Genomic DNA, 17,961 nt, shown 5'->3' with positions numbered 1-17,961 from the left:
GAAGTTTTTAGCTAAAGGAATGGCGCATGAATACGGCAGCAGTCTCTCCCGCCCCATCTGGCCCTTCCCCCGCACCGGGTCGGCCTGAGAAGCTGCGCCTCGGAGACGTCCTGGTTCAGCAGCGGCTGATATCGCAGGAACAGCTCCAGCAAACTCTTGAACTGCAGCGCCAAACGGGCAAAAAAGTAGGTCGCCTGCTGATCGAATCCGGTGTGATTACCGAAGAGTTGCTGGCCAATGGTTTGGCCCGGCAATTGCGCATTCCTTTTGTCAATCTCAAGACGTTTCCTTTCCGCGCTGATGTGGTCAAGCTCTTGCCGGAGTCTGCAGCCCGGCGATTTCGCGCGCTGGTGCTGGAAGACAAGGGCGATATTTTGTTGGTGGCCCTCGCTGATCCGCTGGACTTGTTTGCATATGACGAGTTAACCCGGCTGCTCAAACGCAACATTGGCATTGCTGCCGTGCCCGAGAGTCAGCTGGCACTGGCCTTTGACCGGCTCTATCGCCGTACCGAGGAGATCAGCGGCTTGGCGCGGGCGCTGGAGAAAGACCTGGGCGACGCGGTCGACTTCGGTGAGTTGACCGCAACCGTGGGTCTGGAAGGTGCGCCGGTGGTTCGGTTGCTGCAGTCCATGTTTGAAGATGCCATGCAGGTGGGCGCTTCGGATGTGCACATCGAGCCGCAGGAGGCTGGGCTGCAAATTCGGGTGCGGGTCGATGGTGTCTTGCAGACGCAAACGCAGGCCGACAAGCGCATTGGCGGGGCATTGGCCCAGCGTCTCAAGCTGATGGCCGGTCTGGATATTTCCGAAAAGCGATTGCCGCAAGACGGCCGTTTCAGTGTGCGTCTCAAAGACAACACCATTGATGTGCGCCTGTCCACCTTGCCCACCACGTATGGCGAGTCGGCGGTGATGCGTTTGCTCAATCAGGGGGCGGGTATGCGGCGCCTGGACACCATTGGCATGCCCGATGCCATGCTCAAGCGTTTTCGCGAGGTATTGAATCGCAGTGCCGGCCTGGTGCTGGTGACGGGTCCCACGGGCTCCGGCAAGACGACCACCCTGTACGCGGCCCTGGCTGAGATCAATGCGGCCGAACTCAAGGTCATTACCGTGGAAGACCCGGTGGAATACCGTCTGCCTGGCATTACCCAGGTCCAGGTCAACGACAAGATCGAGCTGACCTTTGCCCGCGTGTTGCGGTCGTGTTTGCGCCAGGACCCGGATGTGATTCTGGTTGGCGAAATGCGGGACGCCGAAACGGCTGAAATCGGCTTGCGGGCAGCGATTACCGGGCACCTGGTGCTATCGACCCTGCACACGCGGGATGCCATCAGTACGCCGTTTCGCCTGCTGGACATGGGGGTGCCGCCTTTCATGGTGGCAACGTCATTGCAGGCGGTCATTGCCCAGCGTCTGGTGCGTCTGAATTGTCAGGAGTGTGCCGCACCGCATGCGCCCACCGCGCAGGAGCAGTCCTGGCTCACCACCATGATCGAAGCCGGAGAGCCGATACAACCCAAGCGTGGGCGCGGTTGCTCTGCCTGCAATGGCACCGGTTATTCCGGACGGCAGGGCGTCTATGAATTGCTTGAAATGGACGCCGTTTTGACCCAGGCTGCGTCGCGTTCTGATCCCGCTACATTCATGACCCTGGCGCGTGAGCGCATGAAAGGCCATACGCTGGCCCACCATGCCCTGGAGCTTGTACGCCAGGGCCGAACCTCGCTGGCTGAGGCGCTTCGCATTGGCTTCGATGTGGACGAACAGGAATAAACCCAGATGGCTGTTTTTGACTGGCGTGGACGCAATGCGCGTGGCGAAGCGGTGCAGGGACAACTTGAAGCCCTGAGCGAAAACGGCGTGGCCGACCAGCTCCTGTCGATTGGCGTGGCACCGGTTCACATTGCGCTGGCTGTTGCCACGGCGCAGGTCGACAGTGTCGACAACTGGTTTACCCGTTTCAATCGCAAGCCCGTGGTGGTGGAGGACATTCTGGTGTTTTCCCGGCAGATGTACACCCTCAACAAAGCCGGTGTTCCTATTCTGCGGGCGTTTGCCGGACTTCAGGCCTCGGCCACCAAGCCTGCGATGGTGGACTTGCTCAAAGACATACGCGCAAGTCTGGACCAGGGGCGCGAGTTGTCTGCGGCTATGGCGCGACACGTGGATATTTTTGGTGCCTTCTATATCTCCATGATGCGGGTCGGGGAAATGACCGGCAAGCTGACTGAAGTTTTTCTGCGTCTGAACGAGCACATGGAGTTTGAACGCGATGTGCGAGAGCGTATCAAGCAGGCCATGCGCTATCCCATTTTTGTGATGATCGCCATGGCCATTGCCATCGTCATTCTCAACATCTTTGTCATTCCGGTGTTCGCCAAAGTCTTCGCTGGCTTCAATGCAGAGTTGCCGCTCATCACTCGGGGTTTGCTGGGATTTTCAAGCTGGATGCTGGCCTGGTGGCCTTTGTTGCTGATGGTGCTTGTGGGGGCGGTCATGATGGTGCGCGGCTATTTGCGTACGCCGGAGGGGCGTTATCGCTGGGATGCCCGCAAACTCAAGTTGCCCATCGTTGGCGATATTGTCCTGAAGGCCACGCTGGCACGGTTTGCGCGCAGTTTCGCCTTGTCGAGCCAAAGCGGGGTGCCTTTGGTGCAAGCCCTCACCGTGGTGGCGCAAACTGTGGACAACGCCTTCATTGGCAGTCGCATCGAGCAGATGCGCGATGGCATCGAGCGCGGCGAGAGCATTTCCCGCTGTGCGGCTGCAAGCGGCGTGTTCACCCCCGTGGTACTTCAAATGATCTCGGTCGGAGAAGAAACCGGCGAACTCGATTCGCTGCTGTTCGAAATAGCCGATATGTACGAGCGTGAGACTGATTACAGCATCAAGGGCTTGTCGGCCGCCATTGAACCCATTCTGCTGGCGGTCATTGCCGTGCTGGTGTTGCTGCTGGCCCTGGGTGTGTTCCTGCCCCTGTGGAACATGGGGCAGGCGGCCATGGGCAAAGGTGGCGCTTAGCCGTGGTCATGGAACGGTCAGCCCCTGTGCAAGCGTCGCTCTGGAGTGCGCGCATGGTGGAGTGGTCGCTGATGGCCGGGGTCATTCTGGTGTTGGCCTTGGTATTCGCTCGCAAGGTGCAGGTGGTGCAAGGGCAGAGCGAGCTGGCGGCGGTTCAGTCCACCCTGGGGGCGCTGCGTACGGCCCTGATTTTTGAGCATCTGCAAAAAAGCACCTTGGGGCAAGGACCCTCCGTGGTGGGGACGCAACGCAATCCCTTTGAATTGCTGGGTCGACTGCCTGCGAATTACCGTGGTGAAATCTCCCGCGCCAGTGCATCGTCCGCGCCGCCCGGCAGTTGGTTGTTTGACAGGGACTGCGTCTGCGTGGGTTATGTGCCCTTGTACCCGAAATGGTTCGACAGCCCCAGTGGCAATACCGTCGCCTGGTACCGTGTGAGTGGCACGTCAGGGCCTTTGCAGTTGCTTGCAGAAGAAGCCTATGTCTGGCAGGACCAGGCATTGAATTGACCCGGGATCTGACTGTCCTGTATAGAAGGAAAGTGAAAAATATTTGAATAATTTCAGGGACTTAGCATTCAAACTTCGTGTACAACAATAAAGTGATGCACTAGAATTTGATGTACAAAGGCATTAACGGACGACGTTGGGGTCTGAATGAGTTTTCAGACGGATTCAATTTAATTTTTATAAGGTGGACAACATGAGACAAGTGCAACGCGGTTTTACTTTGATTGAACTGGTGATGGTTATCGTGATTTTGGGCGTTCTGGCTGCGGTGGCGCTGCCAAAATTTGTGGATTTGAAGAGCGAGGCACTGGCTGCTGCGCTAAAGGGCGTTACGGGTGGAATTGACTCTGCCAGCGCTGTTAACTACGCGGCGCGGAGTGTTTCTACAACGAAAGGTGCCGCCACACAAGGTTTGACCTGCCAAACGGCTGCAGTAGCCATTTTGCAAAGTGCAGCCGTTCCAGCCGGGTTCTCGATGGACAATACAACGGCGTTGATAGCTGGCAACAATACATGTGTTGTGACGCAAACAGACGGTGGTGCAACGGCAAACTCGGTCATTATTGGTATTCTGTGAGCCGCGCTGCTAGAAATTAATAGCTGCTTGACAGATCAAGCACCAATTGGCGTATGGGCATTCGTAGAAGGCGGTAGGGATTTTCCCACCGCCTTTTTCGCTATTTATTGCCTTCACTGAAGGGCGTTTCATGAGTGGCGTCTTCAATATTTGAAAATGGTTTTGAAACACATTGATGGGTATGTCTCGAAACATTTTTGCAAGTGTTACATCGGCTGAGTGCCGTAGGGTACGCGGCTTTACGTTGATCGAGTTGATCATGGTCATCGTCATGCTGGGTGTGCTCGCTGTATTTGCAATGCCACGCATTCTCAACACCGGCGACTTCAGCGCACGGGGCTTTCATGACGAGACCCTGTCTTTGCTGCGTTATGCCCAAAAGACCGCTATCGCTCAGCGTCGCACTGTTTGTGTGTCCCTGAATGCCAACGGGGTGGCATTGACCATGGATACAAATTCGCCCCCCGATGGTGCCTGTGACGCCTCGCCAACTTTGCCAGCCACACCCAAAGGCGGCTCCGGGTTGGCGGGGTCCGTTGCGGGTTTTCAGTTCACGCCTTTGGGCAGCACCAATCAGCCGGCAGCCATCACCATCACGATTGCCAATAGCCGCAGCATCAGGGTGGAGGCCGACACGGGCTATGTCCATGAGTAAGCGACATCAAGCGGGTTTCACCCTGATCGAACTGATCATCTTCATCGTGGTGGTCAGTGCCGGGTTGGCTGGAATCCTGTCGGTGATGAACACTACGGTCAAGTCCAGTGCGGACCCGATGGTGCGCAAGCAGGCGGCAGCGGCGGCGGAGTCGATTCTGGAAGAAATCATGCTCAAAGCTTATGTCGATCCGGACGGCACCTCGGGCGAATCCACGCGGGACGTGATGGACGACGTGGATGATTTCAAAGGTTTGAGTGCAAGCCAGATCAATGTCCTGTTTGCCGATTTGTTGCTGCAAGTGCCGGGTTACACGATTGCCATCACGGTGGGGGCTGAGGCACCTCTGAACGGGGTGAACATGAAAAAAGTTACCGTCACAGTGAGTCGGGGCAGCGAAAGCATATCGCTGTCCGGCTACCGGGCGAACTACTGATCATGCATAGCAAGCTCCGCCAGCACGGATTCACGCTCATTGAGTTGGTCATGGTTATCGTCATCATGGGCGTCATCGGAGGCATCGTGGCGGTCTTCATGAAAAGCCCGATCGATGCCTACTTTGACAGTGCCCGCCGCGCGGCACTCACCGATGTGGCCGACACCACGGTGCGTCGCATGGCTCGTGACATTCGCAAGGCGTTGCCTAACAGCATTCGTCAGTTGAACAGCCAGTGCATCGAATTTATTCCCACCAAAACAGGAGGACGGTATCGTGCCGAGGAAACAGTGGCGGGTGATAACACCAGCCTGAATTTCAGTGCAGCAGACACGACGTTCAATATGCTGGGAGATAACGGTACTCTTGCGGCTGATCAGCAAATTGCGGCGGGTGACTTGATTGCTGTTTACAACCTCGGCATTGCCGGCTCAGACGCCTACGCGGGTGACAACACGTCGGTGGTGTCCAGCGTGGTGAATGGCACCGAAACTGTGATCACCATCGCGAGCAAGAAATTTCCGCTCGCATCCGGTAGCAACCGTTTTCATGTTGTTCCTGGCAATGAGAAAGTTGTTGCCTATATGTGTGACGGCAGTGGCAATCTTTTGCGCAATGCAAATTACGCGTACACCGCTTCCAGCACCTGTCCAACGGCAGGGGCTACCGTGATGGCAAACAAGATTGCTGCCTGCAATTTTGTTTACAACGGCTCTGATTTGCAGCGCAATGCTCTGGTGCAGTTGGGGATCACCTTCACTGAAAAGGGTGAGTCTGTGAACCTTTACCACGAAGTTCATGTGAATAACACGCCATGAATCACATCCGAAGCATTCAACAGGGCTTTGCCGCCATTGCCGCCATCTTTCTGGTGGTGGTGTTGGCTGCTTTGGGCGGTTTTATGCTCACGTTTTCGAATACCCAGCAGCTGACTTCGGCGCAGGATATTCTGGGTTCCCGTTCTTACTGGGCGGCTCGTGCCGGGCTGGAGTGGGGTATCGCAGGCGTGACGGCGACATGCCCGGTGGCCTCTACTTCATTTGCCGTGGATGCCTTTGCGGTTACCGTGACGTGCACCTTACAGACCTACACCGACGCGGGGCAGCCCGTGAATATTTTTCAGCTCACCTCGGTGGCCCGTTCCAGCGGTGCTGCGGGGTCTGTGGGCTTTGTTGAGCGCAGTCTTTCTGCGACCCTGGAGAGGTGAGCGCGAGACCTATGGAAAAACTGGTTGACCATTTTTTGCGGGCCAGCAGGGAAAACCTTGCACCATGGTTCATCCTGCTGTGCGGCTTGCTGGCAGTTCCCAGTGCGCAGGCGGCCTGCTCCAGCTACCAGGGTAAAGTGGTTTTCAATGAGGTGTATGACCCGACCAGCGGCACCACTTCAGTGGAGCTCAAAGTGCTGGACCCCAGCGTGGTTGCGGCCAGCAGCACGTTCGCTGGCTGGAGCGTCAATGTGTATAAGAAAACGGGTGCTGGCGCCGTCAGCGCCAGCACGGCAAATTTCGGTACCGCCTTCACCACGGCAGCCCAAAATTCCTGTGGACAGCAATCGGCTTGGGTCAGGGTTCCGGACAGTGCTTTGGGCGGCATGATCGCTGGATCCAATCCCAATAGCAATTTGAATTTTGTTTTGTCCGAAAACGGAAAAATTGTGGATGTCTTGCGATTGGGCTCGGCCACTACGCTCTACACCGTGGGCACCAGTTTTGCAGCATGCCCCGGCATCGAGGGGGTGCTGCCCAGTAGCCGGTACGACGCTGCGTGGGGTATCAACGGCAACAAGGACTGGTACCGAACACTGGATGGCACGGGTACCTGGGGCGGCCAGGCAACCGCCTCCGGTGGGGACAGCATCTGTGGCAGCAACGATGGGGGCAGCACATTCGCTGTGTCGAAGGTGGCAAGTGTCACCAGTGTGCCTGTCAACACGAATTTCAGCTTTACGCTGTATGCCCAAAATGGGGCGGGCGGATCAGCTCTCACGGGTGTTCAGGTTACTGATGATCTGACGGCGGCGGGACTCAACTTTGTGTCCTGCACCACAGCCAGCGGCAGTTGCACATATTCCGGCGGCGTCGTGACCTGGAGCGTAGGCGCTGTGGCCGCAAACACCACTAAAACAGCTATCTTGACTGTTACTGCCAGCAGCGCTGGCGCCAAGACCAACACCATCAACTCCAACGTGGGAACGCCCGCCGCAACTGCCTCGGCCACGGTACAAGCCTACGCCCCTCTGGCCGATTGGCACATGGATGAATCGCTGTGGAACGGCACGGTGGGTGAGGTGAAAGACAGCAGTGGCAATGGGTACCACGGGCGGGCCAGAATTGCGGCCGGTTCGTCGACGGTGGCGACCACGGCTTCAGGGTCACCGGCCTACACCAGTGGCAGCCAAAACACCTGCAACTATGGTCAGTTTGATCGCACCACCGCGCCAACACGCACCTACAGCTATGTGGAGCTCTCCGGCATTCCAACGCTGCCTTCGAGTTTCACGTTTGCTGCCTGGATTCGCTCCACCAATGCCACGGCTCAGCACCAGCGGATTTTGGTCCGTGACGATGGTGACAATGGTTGGGGACTGAGCCTTGCAGATGGCACGGGGCAGGGGAAACTGCGCTTTTTTAATCGCAACATCACCAATTCGGGGGCGGTGACAGGGCAGGGCTCCAACCCCGGCGCTGGCGTGTTTGCTCTGGATACCGATGCGGTCATTACCAGCAACAACTGGTTTTTCATTGCAGCGTCGATCAATACGACGGGCAAGATCATCACCCTGTATGTGTACAACGCTGCCGGTACTTTGCTGGCGACCACCAGCTCGGCGTTCGCTGGTACCTGGGCAGACGGGACGGGTCTGGCTGCCATTGGGGGGGAAACGTCCGCTTCCTCCGAGGGGCGACAAACTTCCTGGCACTTTCTCGGAAATATCGACGAGGTGCAGATCTACTCAGGCGTGCTGTCGCAAACCGATCTTGATGTGCTGCGTACGCGCGCCAGAAATTGTGGTGTTGTCGGGCCGGAGCATATTGAACTGGTGCATAACGGGGCTGCGCTCAACTGCACACCCAAAGCCGTGACGGTGCTTGCCTGCACCGGTAGCGCTTCGTGCAATGGCGTGCCGGCCAGTCAATATACGGGGGGCAGCTTCACTTTCACGCCAACACCGATTTCGGGCGCCCAGTGGTGTTCGGATGCCTTGTGTGCATCGCCCATTTCAGGTGCGGTCACTCTTTCCAACAACGCCACCATTTACCTGCGCGAGCCCACGGCGCGCACTGACACGCTGGGTGGCTCCACCTCAAGTGCCAGCAATGCCACGGTGCAGTGCACCAACGCTGCCACATCGGCCTTCAATGCCACTACCGCCTGCGAGGTGGCATTTGCCAGCTCGGGGTTCCTGATGAATGCAGCCAACCACTATGCCTGCAGCCCCCAGATCATGACCTTGCAGGCCGTGAAATCCAGTGCCACCGGTACCAGTTGTATTCCTGCGTTCGCAGGGGTCAATCGGGACGTGAAGCTTTATTTGAGTTACACCAACCCCGCGACGGGCACCCAAACGGCATCCCTGAATTACGTGACCAGCAGCGGCGGCGCAAGCTCTGCGGTGGCGTCGTTATCCACCTCTTCCGGCAGTCCCAGTACGCTGGGGGGGCTGTATTTTGATGGTACAGGTACTGCCACCATCAGCAACTTCAGCTATCCTGACGCGGGTCAGGTGATGCTGAACCCCAGCTACACCGGCAGTGCAGGTACAGGCGATGCAGGCTTGTCTTTGGTGGCGATCAGCGGCAATAGTTTCATTGCGGCGCCCAAGTCCTTTGTGTTCAGCGCTATTCCGACGGCGCCGCTGACAGCGGGTGACCCCTTCAACGTCACGGTAACGGCCTACAACGCCTGTTCAACCCCGGCGCCGACCCCCAACTTTGGCCAGGAGACGACGGCGGCCACGGTGAGCTTGACCTCATCCAACCCGATTCCCGCAATGGGCAATGCCACGGCCATCAGTCAAACCCTGGCCGGGTTTGCCAATGGCGCGGCAAGCATCAATCTGACCTGGGCAGAGGTGGGGACAGTAGATCTGGTCGCCACGAGTTCGAATTACCTGGGTTCTGCGCTCAATACCAGCAGCACCCAGTCGGCTGTGGGGCGGTTCAAGCCAGCCTACCTGGATACCAAAGTAACGCAGGGGTGCAGCACCTTCACGTATTCGGGGCAGCCGTTCACGGCTGAGGTTACTGCCATGGCAAGGGGGGGAACAATCACCGCCAATTACGCTGGCGCCACTTGGGCCAAGCTGGTGACCCTGAGCGATGCCAATGGGGGCAGTGGCACCTTCAGCAACAACACGATTGCTGCGACGGCATTCAGTGCCGGCGTTGGCAGCAACAACACCGTCAGCTACAAATTCGCCAGTTCCCTGACGGCGCCTGCCAGCATCGGTTTGCGGGCAACGGATACCGACAGTGTCAGCTCGACAGGCCATGTCGAGGGAAGTACCAACCTGCGTAGCGGTCGTCTTCGCTTGTTCAATACATATGGCTCGGAGCGCATGGATTTGTCGATGCCATTGGAGCTGCAGTATTACAACGGTTCGTCGTTTGTGCGCAATACGGCCGATACCTGTACCAGCCTGGGTGTGGCCAATGTGAATCTCGTCAACTACCAGGGCGGGATCACCGCGACCAACATGGGCTTGTCCCATGTGACGGCGGTGGCGCCTTTTGCTGCAGGCCTGGGCAGTGTGACTTTGTCCAAGCCGTCGCCCGCGTCAACCTTGCTCGGCAGCCTGGACCTCATCCTTAACTTGGGGAGCATGGGCGCACCGGTGACCTGTCCAACAGCCACCCCCGTGAATCCGTTGGGATCGTCGACGTCTGCAGCGAAACCCTATCTAAGTGGAAATTGGTGCGGTGCAGCAGCCTATGATCGCGATCCATCGGCGCGGGCTACATTCGGTGTCTACAAAAGTCCACTGATTTACCGGCGCGAAAACTATTGATATGCAAGCATGTCATGATGACGTCATTAGCTACTAAAATGAGAGCAAGAATTTTTGTCTACATACCATCCATGACTAAAGCCCCGTCCGGCATTTGCGCTTGTCTACTCTGTTTGGATCTTTGACCATGCGCTGGCCGTGGAAGCGTCAAGGCTCTGGTGATCAACTGGTGGTGTCCTGGTCTGGGCAGGTGCTCGCCTATGTTCTGGCGCGCAAACGCTCCGATGGGGTGCATGAAGTGCTGAAATCAGGCGTGGAACGCCAGGGTGCCGACGGCTTGGAAGGCTTTGTGCATCGGCTGCAGGATTTGGGTCTGAAGGGGCATGAAACCCGAGTCATGTTGTGGCCCGAGCAATACCAGGTGCTCCAGATCGACGCGCCGGCAGTGGCACCCGAAGAGTTGCGCTCGGCTGCCCGCTATCAGATCCGGGAAATGCTGGAGTCGCATGTGGACGACGTCACGCTGGACGTGATGCGGGTGGGGGATGGTCAGCAAAAAGGCGCGGGATTGCTTTTTGTGGTGGCAGCCACCAATGCAGTGGTGCGCGAGGCGCTTGATCTTGCCGGTGCGATGCAGTGGACGGTGTCGGTGATCGATATTCAGGAAACTGCACAGCGAAATCTGCAAAGTGCATTGGTCGACAGTGAGGGTCATGCGGATCGCGCCAACGCAGCCCTGGTGTTGGTCGATGGTCATCAGGCCGTGCTGACCATCAGCGCCAATGAGGAGTTGTTTTACACCCGTCGTTTTGAATTGCCGGAAGGCTTTTTGGCTGGCGCTTGGGGGCCTGGCAGCGACGCGTCTGCCGGTTCAGGGAGTGCGGCCAGTGCCTACAGCCCTGTGGATGAATACGTACCTGATTACAACGTCGGTGGTGTTTCGTACGGCAACGACTACACCGATACCCGTGCCATCACGCCTGCATCGAGTGCAGGCAGCTATGGTGGGGAAGATGACAAGGCGCAGCGCTTTGTCGTGGAGGTGCAGCGTTCCCTGGATGTGTGGAGTCGCTCCTGGTCGAGCATGCCATTGGACACGTTGCGTGTGTATGCGGGCTCGCGCAGTGGTGAGCTTGCCAACTGGCTCACCGGGCAGTTGGGGCAGACGGTTTTGCCGATGAACGTCAATGCGATGTTTCCCGGCTTTGATGGAATGACCGAGGGTGGGCAATCGATGTGTCTGCCTCTGCTGGGCGAGTTGCTTCGGACTGAAGACCGCAAGCTCTGAATTCATAATACGATCACGCGACGCTTACTGCCACCATGCCCCAGCAAATCAATCTCTGCACCCCGATTCTGTTGACGCAAAAGCGTTACTTCTCGGCTCAAAACATGGTGCAGGCCCTGGCTGTGTTTGTTGTTTTGGGAGGTGGCTTGTGCGCTTACTGGATATGGAGTTTGAACACTGCAAGCGAAGGCTTTAAAAAAGCACTGGCCACGCAGGGAACCGAGCTTGAAGGTCTGCAAGCCGCCATACGACAGGGCAAGGCGGGCCTGGGTCCGGCTGAATCGGCGGTGATGCAAGAGCTTCAGGCACGCCGTGCGGAGTTGATTCAGCGGGAAAAACTCTATGAAGAGTTGCAGCGTGGTTTGTTTCGACCTGGTTGGGGGCACTCGGCACGCTTGCAGCTCGTGGCGCAAAGCATTCCGGCACAGGTATGGGTGACCGGAGTCAGGACCGATGCGAATCAACTGGATGTCAGTGGTTTTACCCTTGAGCCCGCAGCGCTGAATGACTGGGTTCGCAAGCTGGGGGCAAGTCCTTTGTTGATGGGGCAAAAATTGGCAACCGTCAAAGTTGAGCATGCCAGCGTGGCAATGGCCAAGGTGGGGGGCGTTGCAGCGGTGCCTGCTCTGCCAGCAGTGTCGTCTGCTGCTGCAACACCAGCGGCCCGGCCGATGTGGTCCTTCAGTCTGGTGAGTGCGTTGGCCAATCTTTCCAACGGTTCTGGAGTCAAGCCATGAAAGCCTGGTGGACCAAGCTGGCAGCGCGCATTGATGCCTTGACTCTGCGTGAGCGCGTTTTCCTGTTTTTGTCGCTGATTGCTGCGTCGTTCGCTCTGGCCGATGTTTTGTGGCTGTCACCCGCGCAAGTGGCGCACAAGCAGTTGACGCAACGTTTCCACAAGCAGGGTACCGAATTGCAGCGTGCAAGAGACGAGTTGAAGGCGATCGGTTCGCCGGCGAATGGGGCGCAAGTGCAACGGGCGGAAATCATGACAGTGAAAGCCCGCATTGCCTCAATGAACCAAAATATCACGGATGTGTTGCCTGCTGCAGCTGATTCAACGCCCTTGGCGCAAGCGCTGGCGCATTTTTTACGCCGTCATGAGGGGCTGACGCTGGTGCGTACCGCTACACTGCCCGCCGAAACGGCGTTGGCTAAAGCAGGGAAAGCAGGCGATGCCAGTGCGGTAGCCTTGCCCGTTGGCATGACACGCCAGGGTGTGGAGTTGACTGTCACGGGTCCTTATCCCGAGTTGATGCGGTATGTTCAAACTCTTGAAAACTCACTTCCCCATGTGCGTTGGGGCGTCATGGAACTGAAGAGCGAAAAACTGCCTCCCGAGCTGACGCTGCAGTTGTTTTTGATCGGAGTGCAGCCATGATGCGTGGCGATTCAATGGCATTGAAAAAGGTTCTGACGCTGGCTGTGGGGCTTGGTCTTTCCTGCCTGGCCCAGTTCGGGTCTGCCTCGGCACAGAGTTTGCGCGACCCCACTTTGCCCCCGCTGGAATCAGGCCTTGTCGATCCAGCGACGCGTCCGGTTGTCCTGGGTGCGGAGCCCGGTGCCATGAGCATCATTGTGCGTGGTGGGCGGCCGTACCTGGTGGTGGGAACACGGCTCTTCTCCCAGGGCCAAAAATTGGGTCAGGCGCGCATTGAGCGTATCAGCGAAACCGAGGTCTGGTTGCGCGAAGATGGCGTGTTGCGCAAAGTTGCCCAGTTTCCCGGCATCGAGCGTCACGCGGCAAAGGCTGACTGCGCTGCCAACTCATCCAAATCACCGTCCCGGGTTGCCCCTTGCAGCAGCGTCCAACCAAGCGGTCTATCTCAATGATTCGAAAAGCCCACACCATGACAGATATTTTTGAAGCCACTCAGACCGGATTCTCCGTGCGGACGCGGTGGTTTGCCGTGTCCGGTCTGAGTCTTGCGATGGGCGTTGGTTTGCTCGGAGGCTGTGCGTCGGACCGGCCCCTGCGAACACCTGATGTGAGTGCAGCGATTCGCGCCGAGTTGCCACCAGACAGGGCTTCAAAGCCGGTCGCAGTGCCACCGCGTATCAGTGCGGCATTGGCCGAACCAGCGCCGCCCACAGTGCCCTTGCTTCCAGAACCCAAAATTGATTTACTGGTCAACAATGCCCAGGCCCGTGAGGTATTTTTGGCAATTGTGGCGGACACCCGTTACAGCATGTTGATGCACCCCGATGTGGGCGGCAAGTTGTCCGTGACGCTTCGTGGAGTGACCGTGACCGAAGCCCTGGAGGCTATTCGCGATGTGTATGGCTACGACTTCAAGATGGATGGTCGTCGCATCACGATTTATGCGCCGACACTGCAGACACGAATCTTCACCGTCAACTACCCGAATTCTCAGCGTTTGGGTAGCAGTGAATTGCGCGTTGCATCCGGTGCGGCTTTGCAAACCAGCACCTCCGGGGGTACGGCGTCCGGTACGGCCACTCCACGATCCAATGCCGCCCAGCAGCCTGAGAACAGTCGCGTATCGACCACCTCCAAAACCGATTTCTGGTCGGAGCTCAGTGGTGCTGTGCGGGGCTTGGTGGGTAGCGGCGAAGGCCGCAGTGTCATTGCCAGCCCACAGGCGGGCATCATGGCGGTGCGAGCCATGCCCGATGAGCTGCGGCAGGTGGACAAGTTTCTCAAAGCAGCGCAGATTGCCGTTGAGCGGCAGGTGATGCTGGAAGCCAAGATCGTTGAGGTGGAGTTGCGCGACGGCTACCAGAGTGGTGTGAACTGGGCAGCTTTTGGTACCGAGGGTTCATCCACGGTGCTTGCCGGCGTGCTGGGCAGTGGCGTTTCAACCACCAACTCTCTCCTTCAGAACGGCAGCACCGTGATATCCGGCGCGGTGCCGGTGCCTTCGGTTGCGACAGGGGGTGGTTTGTTTGGCCTGGCCCTGGCGACGAGCCGTTTTGCCGCAGTGCTGGGTTTCCTGGAGACGCAAGGCGATGTCCAGACGCTTTCCAGTCCACGTGTGGCTACGCTCAACAACCAGAAGGCTGTACTGAAAGTCGGTACCGATGAATTTTTTGTGACCAATGTTTCAGGCGGAACGATCTCCAGCGGCAACAACAGCCTCGCCGGCAGCACAACGTTGCCGACAGTCACTTTGACGCCGTTTTTCTCGGGCATCTCGCTCGATGTCACGCCTCAGATCGATGACGGCACGAGCGTGACCTTGCACGTCCATCCCTCGGTGACAACCGTGACGGAAAAAAACAAACAAGTGGATTTGGGCAGTATCGGCAATTACCGCTTGCCCCTGGCGTCCAGTAGCGTGAATGAAACAGACACGCTGGTACGCATTCAGGACGGCAGCATTGTGGCGATTGGCGGGTTGATGCAAATGGAGTCCAGTCGGAGTGCTTCCGGGCTTCCTGGCTCATCCAATATTCCCATTTTTTCTTCACTGTTTGGCAACCGTGCCAACACCGGGCGCAAGAAGGAAGTGGTGGTGCTGATCAAGCCAACCATTATCCGCACCCTGCAGGATTGGGAATCCCAGACCCGGCGTACGCGGTTGGCGCTGGACGATATGGATGCAGCGCGGGCCCGCGTGATCCGCATTGATGGCTCGGTGGATGACAGCAAGCCCAAAAGCCCTGTGAAGTGATGTATTCGAGGCATTTCTCTCTGCGTGAGGCGCCGTTCTCGATCACACCAGACACTGCTTTTTTTTACCCCCATGAAGGCGCACAAGCGGCGCTCAATATGCTGTTGGTCGCACTGCGCAGTGGAGAAGGGTTTCTGAAAATTGTGGGTGAGGTTGGCTGTGGCAAGACTGTCTTATGCCGCCAGTTGCTCAAGATGTTGCAGGGCGAATATGTGACTGCCTACATTCCAAATCCCGACATGGGACCCGATGATTTGCTGATGGCGCTGGTTCACGAGTTGGATGTGCAGGTGGAGACCCCCGTGAATCGCCACAAGCTGCTCACTGCCTTGCAGGACTGTCTGCTGCGCCATGCGCAGGAGGGTCGACCGGTGGTGGTGTGCATTGACGAGGCACAGGCTATTCCCGTGCGTACGGTGGAGAGCTTGCGATTGCTCTCCAACCTGGAGACGGAAAAGCGCAAGTTGCTGCAACTGGTGTTGTTGGGCCAGCCCGAGTTGGATGAAAAGTTGTCACGTCCTGAAATTCGCCAACTTTTGCAGCGCATTACTTTCAGCGAATATCTCGGACCCATGCTGAGCCACCGCGTCCCCGCGTATCTGGAGCATCGTTTGACCATGGCTGCGCTGAGCGATGCTACCGATATCAAGGTGTTTGAAGTCGATGCCGCGCGTGCCATTGCTCACTTTAGTGGTGGCGTACCGCGTCTGGTGAATGTGCTGGCACACAAATGTCTGATGCTCGCTTACGGTGAAAACGAACACCGCGTCAATGTGCTGCATGTTCGCGCCGCTGCCAAGGACACGCCGGGGGTACGCCCACCCCAACCGTGGTGGCGGCGCTGGCGAGGCCCGTGGGGCCGTGAGCAAGCGGTGGGGAGTTCGACCAGACAGTTAGGGAATAACCCACCCGGAGGCGTTCTGTGAGTGTGATCAATAAAATGTTGCGTGACCTGGACAGCCGCCAAGCGGCTGGAACCATGCCGGTTCAGCATCGGGAGCCGCGCACAGGTATTGTGCGTGGCACGTCGAGTGTGAATGAGCCGCACAAGGCTGCACGTCGCTCTTCGCGTGCCGTGGTGGTGCTCTTGGCTTGCATTGCTCTCTTGGGTAGTGGTGCCGCCGGGTGGTGGCACCTGGGGGAAAGTCGGTCGTTTCAAGCCACTACCGTGTCGGTCGCGCCATTGCCCATGGTTGCCAGTCCTGCTGCTGTGACGCTTGTTGCGCCGGCGCCGGCGCCGGCACCTGCAGCATCGACTGCACGCGATGGGCGAGAGGTGGACAGGGTGGTTGGAACCAATGCCGTGCCAGCTGATGTGTCATTGAAGATGGATGCTCAATTGAAGGGCGCACCGAACCTGGATCCTCCCGCCAGGCCAGTTGCTGTGACGACTCTGCGATCTGTGCCGGAAAAGCCATCAACCGAGCGGCCGGTTGTGTTGCCTTCCAACACCGCAATGGCGGCCGTTCCTCAAGATCCGGTACGTCAATCGCCCGCTATGGAGGCTCTGGGACAAGCCCAGAGTCTTTGGAATGCTGGTTCGCATGAGGCTGCGCTGGAACTGTTGCGTGAGGCGCTGGCTGCTGTCGAACGGGTTCATCTTGCGACCCCGTCCGCAGGTAACAATGCGGTGCTAGCCGCTTTGGCGCGGGAATTGGCACGAATGGAATTGGCCGAGGGGCGTGTGAGTCCGGCGCTGGAAATGCTGACGCGTCTTGAGCCAGCTTTGACTGGCTTTGCAGATGTCTGGGCGATTCGAGGCAATGCCGCGCAACGTCTGGGGCGTCATCAGGAGTCCGCTTCGGCGTATCTGATGGCGCTGAGACTGCGTCCGGATGAGCCTCGCTGGATGCTGGGTGCAGCGGTGTCGCTGGCTGCGCAGGGCAATACAACGGGTGCCGCTGAGTGGGCGGAGAGGGCACGAGCAGGTGGTGTACTCAGCCGGGAAGTCGCAGCATATCTCAAGCAACTCGGTGTTCCCTTGCGGGATCGATGAGGGCTATACTTTCCAAAACTATCGTTTTCCAATGCTCAAAAGAATCAGTGTTCAGCAACTCACTTTGGGGATGCATCTCAAGGAGTTTTGCGGTTCCTGGATGGAGCATCCGTTTTGGCGGACTGGTTTTGTTCTGACCAATCCTAAAGATCTTGAGGCCGTGATGGCCAGCAGCATCAAGGAAGTCTGGATCGACTCTGATAAGGGATTGGATGTTGCGGCGGGAGCCCCGGCAGTGTCCGAGGCGGAGTCTGAGGCCCAGGTCGAGGCTGAGCTGAAACAGGTGTCAGATGGGCAGCGCCAGATTGCGCCAATTCCCGCTGCGCTGGAGCTTCAGCGCGCCGCCAAGATTTGCCTGCACGGCAAACAGGCGGTGGTTTCGATGTTTGAAGAAGCCCGCATGGGAAAGGCCGTGGACGGCGGAGGGGCCAGGCTGCTGGTCGAGGAAATTTCGGACTCGGTTTCCCGCAATCCCGGTGCACTCATCAGTCTGGCACGTCTCAAAACAGCGGACGATTACACCTACATGCATTCGGTAGCGGTTTGCGCCATGATGGTGGCACTGGCCAAGCAGTTGGGTCTGGATGAGGCTCAGACGCGGTCTGCAGGGCTGGCGGGCTTGCTGCATGATCTGGGCAAGGCAGTCATGCCAGCGGAGGTGCTGAACAAGCCTGGAAAGCTCACCGATGCCGAGTTCGCCATCATCAAGAGTCATCCGGTCGAGGGGCACAAAATGTTGATGGTAGGTGTCAACGTGGACCCTATGGTGCTGGACGTTTGCCTGCATCACCATGAAAAAGTCGATGGTTCAGGTTACCCCAAAGGCTTGAAGGGCGTAAGCGCCTGACCAATACCGTACTTGACGGCGTGCGATCTTTGCGTCAGATGT

17 protein-coding genes and 1 pseudogene are annotated in these 17,961 nt (G+C 57.9%); all 18 read left to right on the top strand.

Features of this window, described 5'->3' with window-relative positions; genetic code table 11:
- Nucleotides 1-26: 26 nt before the first annotated feature.
- The 18 genes and pseudogenes from IV109_RS13270 (at nt 27) to IV109_RS13190 (ending at nt 17,919) form a co-directional block, all read left to right on the top strand.
- Nucleotides 27-1,778: a GspE/PulE family protein gene (locus tag IV109_RS13270; RefSeq protein WP_296697200.1), complete on the top strand. Its 1,752-nt coding sequence runs from the start codon at nt 27-29 to the stop codon at nt 1,776-1,778.
- A 6-nt stretch (nt 1,779-1,784) separates the two neighbouring features.
- Nucleotides 1,785-3,026, top strand: coding sequence for a type II secretion system F family protein (locus IV109_RS13265; RefSeq protein ID WP_296697199.1), 1,242 nt, complete (start codon nt 1,785-1,787; stop codon nt 3,024-3,026).
- Between the two features lie 8 nt (nt 3,027-3,034).
- A complete protein-coding gene (locus IV109_RS13260) occupies nt 3,035-3,535 on the top strand; it encodes a hypothetical protein (protein ID WP_296697197.1) in 501 nt (166 codons plus the stop codon).
- A 193-nt stretch (nt 3,536-3,728) separates the two neighbouring features.
- Entirely contained in the window at nt 3,729-4,112 is a 384-nt protein-coding gene (locus tag IV109_RS13255; RefSeq protein ID WP_296697196.1) for a prepilin-type N-terminal cleavage/methylation domain-containing protein, read from the top strand.
- A gap of 181 nt (nt 4,113-4,293) precedes the next feature.
- Nucleotides 4,294-4,767 (top strand): GspH/FimT family pseudopilin, encoded by a 474-nt coding sequence (locus IV109_RS13250; RefSeq protein ID WP_296697194.1) that lies wholly within the window; start codon nt 4,294-4,296, stop codon nt 4,765-4,767.
- Complete coding sequence (locus tag IV109_RS13245; RefSeq protein WP_296697193.1) at nt 4,760-5,203, top strand: prepilin-type N-terminal cleavage/methylation domain-containing protein; 444 nt, start codon at nt 4,760-4,762, stop codon at nt 5,201-5,203. Before IV109_RS13250 ends, IV109_RS13245 begins: the two co-directional genes overlap by 8 nt.
- Nucleotides 5,204-5,205: 2 nt before the next feature.
- Nucleotides 5,206-5,286, top strand: a pseudogene (locus IV109_RS19110) (type II secretion system protein); the annotation flags it as partial.
- Nucleotides 5,287-5,289: 3 nt separating this feature from the next.
- Nucleotides 5,290-6,021, top strand: coding sequence for a hypothetical protein (locus IV109_RS13240; RefSeq protein ID WP_296697190.1), 732 nt, complete (start codon nt 5,290-5,292; stop codon nt 6,019-6,021).
- Nucleotides 6,018-6,410, top strand: a complete 393-nt coding sequence (locus tag IV109_RS13235) for a hypothetical protein (RefSeq protein ID WP_296697187.1) — start codon at nt 6,018-6,020, stop codon at nt 6,408-6,410. The genes IV109_RS13240 and IV109_RS13235 overlap by 4 nt, the downstream gene beginning before the upstream one ends.
- Nucleotides 6,411-6,421: 11 nt before the next feature.
- Nucleotides 6,422-10,213: a DUF6701 domain-containing protein gene (locus IV109_RS13230; protein ID WP_296697185.1), complete on the top strand. Its 3,792-nt coding sequence runs from the start codon at nt 6,422-6,424 to the stop codon at nt 10,211-10,213.
- A 127-nt stretch (nt 10,214-10,340) separates the two neighbouring features.
- Nucleotides 10,341-11,441, top strand: a complete 1,101-nt coding sequence (locus IV109_RS13225) for a hypothetical protein (protein ID WP_296697183.1) — start codon at nt 10,341-10,343, stop codon at nt 11,439-11,441.
- Nucleotides 11,442-11,476: 35 nt separating this feature from the next.
- Nucleotides 11,477-12,178: a PilN domain-containing protein gene (locus IV109_RS13220; RefSeq protein WP_296697181.1), complete on the top strand. Its 702-nt coding sequence runs from the start codon at nt 11,477-11,479 to the stop codon at nt 12,176-12,178.
- Nucleotides 12,175-12,822, top strand: coding sequence for a hypothetical protein (locus IV109_RS13215; RefSeq protein WP_296697179.1), 648 nt, complete (start codon nt 12,175-12,177; stop codon nt 12,820-12,822). The genes IV109_RS13220 and IV109_RS13215 overlap by 4 nt, the downstream gene beginning before the upstream one ends.
- Nucleotides 12,823-12,836: 14 nt before the next feature.
- Entirely contained in the window at nt 12,837-13,274 is a 438-nt protein-coding gene (locus tag IV109_RS13210) for a hypothetical protein (RefSeq protein ID WP_296697176.1), read from the top strand.
- Between the two features lie 17 nt (nt 13,275-13,291).
- Complete coding sequence (locus tag IV109_RS13205; protein ID WP_296697174.1) at nt 13,292-15,076, top strand: pilus (MSHA type) biogenesis protein MshL; 1,785 nt, start codon at nt 13,292-13,294, stop codon at nt 15,074-15,076.
- A gap of 98 nt (nt 15,077-15,174) precedes the next feature.
- The gene (locus IV109_RS13200) at nt 15,175-16,002 is read left to right on the top strand and encodes an AAA family ATPase (protein WP_296697172.1); all 828 of its coding nucleotides are present in this window, start codon (nt 15,175-15,177) and stop codon (nt 16,000-16,002) included.
- Complete coding sequence (locus IV109_RS13195; protein ID WP_296697170.1) at nt 15,999-17,072, top strand: tetratricopeptide repeat protein; 1,074 nt, start codon at nt 15,999-16,001, stop codon at nt 17,070-17,072. The genes IV109_RS13200 and IV109_RS13195 overlap by 4 nt, the downstream gene beginning before the upstream one ends.
- 31 nt (nt 17,073-17,103) lie before the next feature.
- Complete coding sequence (locus tag IV109_RS13190; RefSeq protein WP_366834241.1) at nt 17,104-17,919, top strand: DUF3391 domain-containing protein; 816 nt, start codon at nt 17,104-17,106, stop codon at nt 17,917-17,919.
- The last annotated feature ends 42 nt before the right edge of the window (nt 17,920-17,961 follow it).

The organism is Rhodoferax sp., from assembly GCF_018780565.1.
In the GTDB taxonomy this organism is placed as follows: Bacteria; Pseudomonadota; Gammaproteobacteria; order Burkholderiales; family Burkholderiaceae_C; genus Rhodoferax.
The sequence above is the reverse complement of the archived record's forward strand: the minus strand, read 5'-3'. Positions and strand labels throughout refer to the sequence as shown.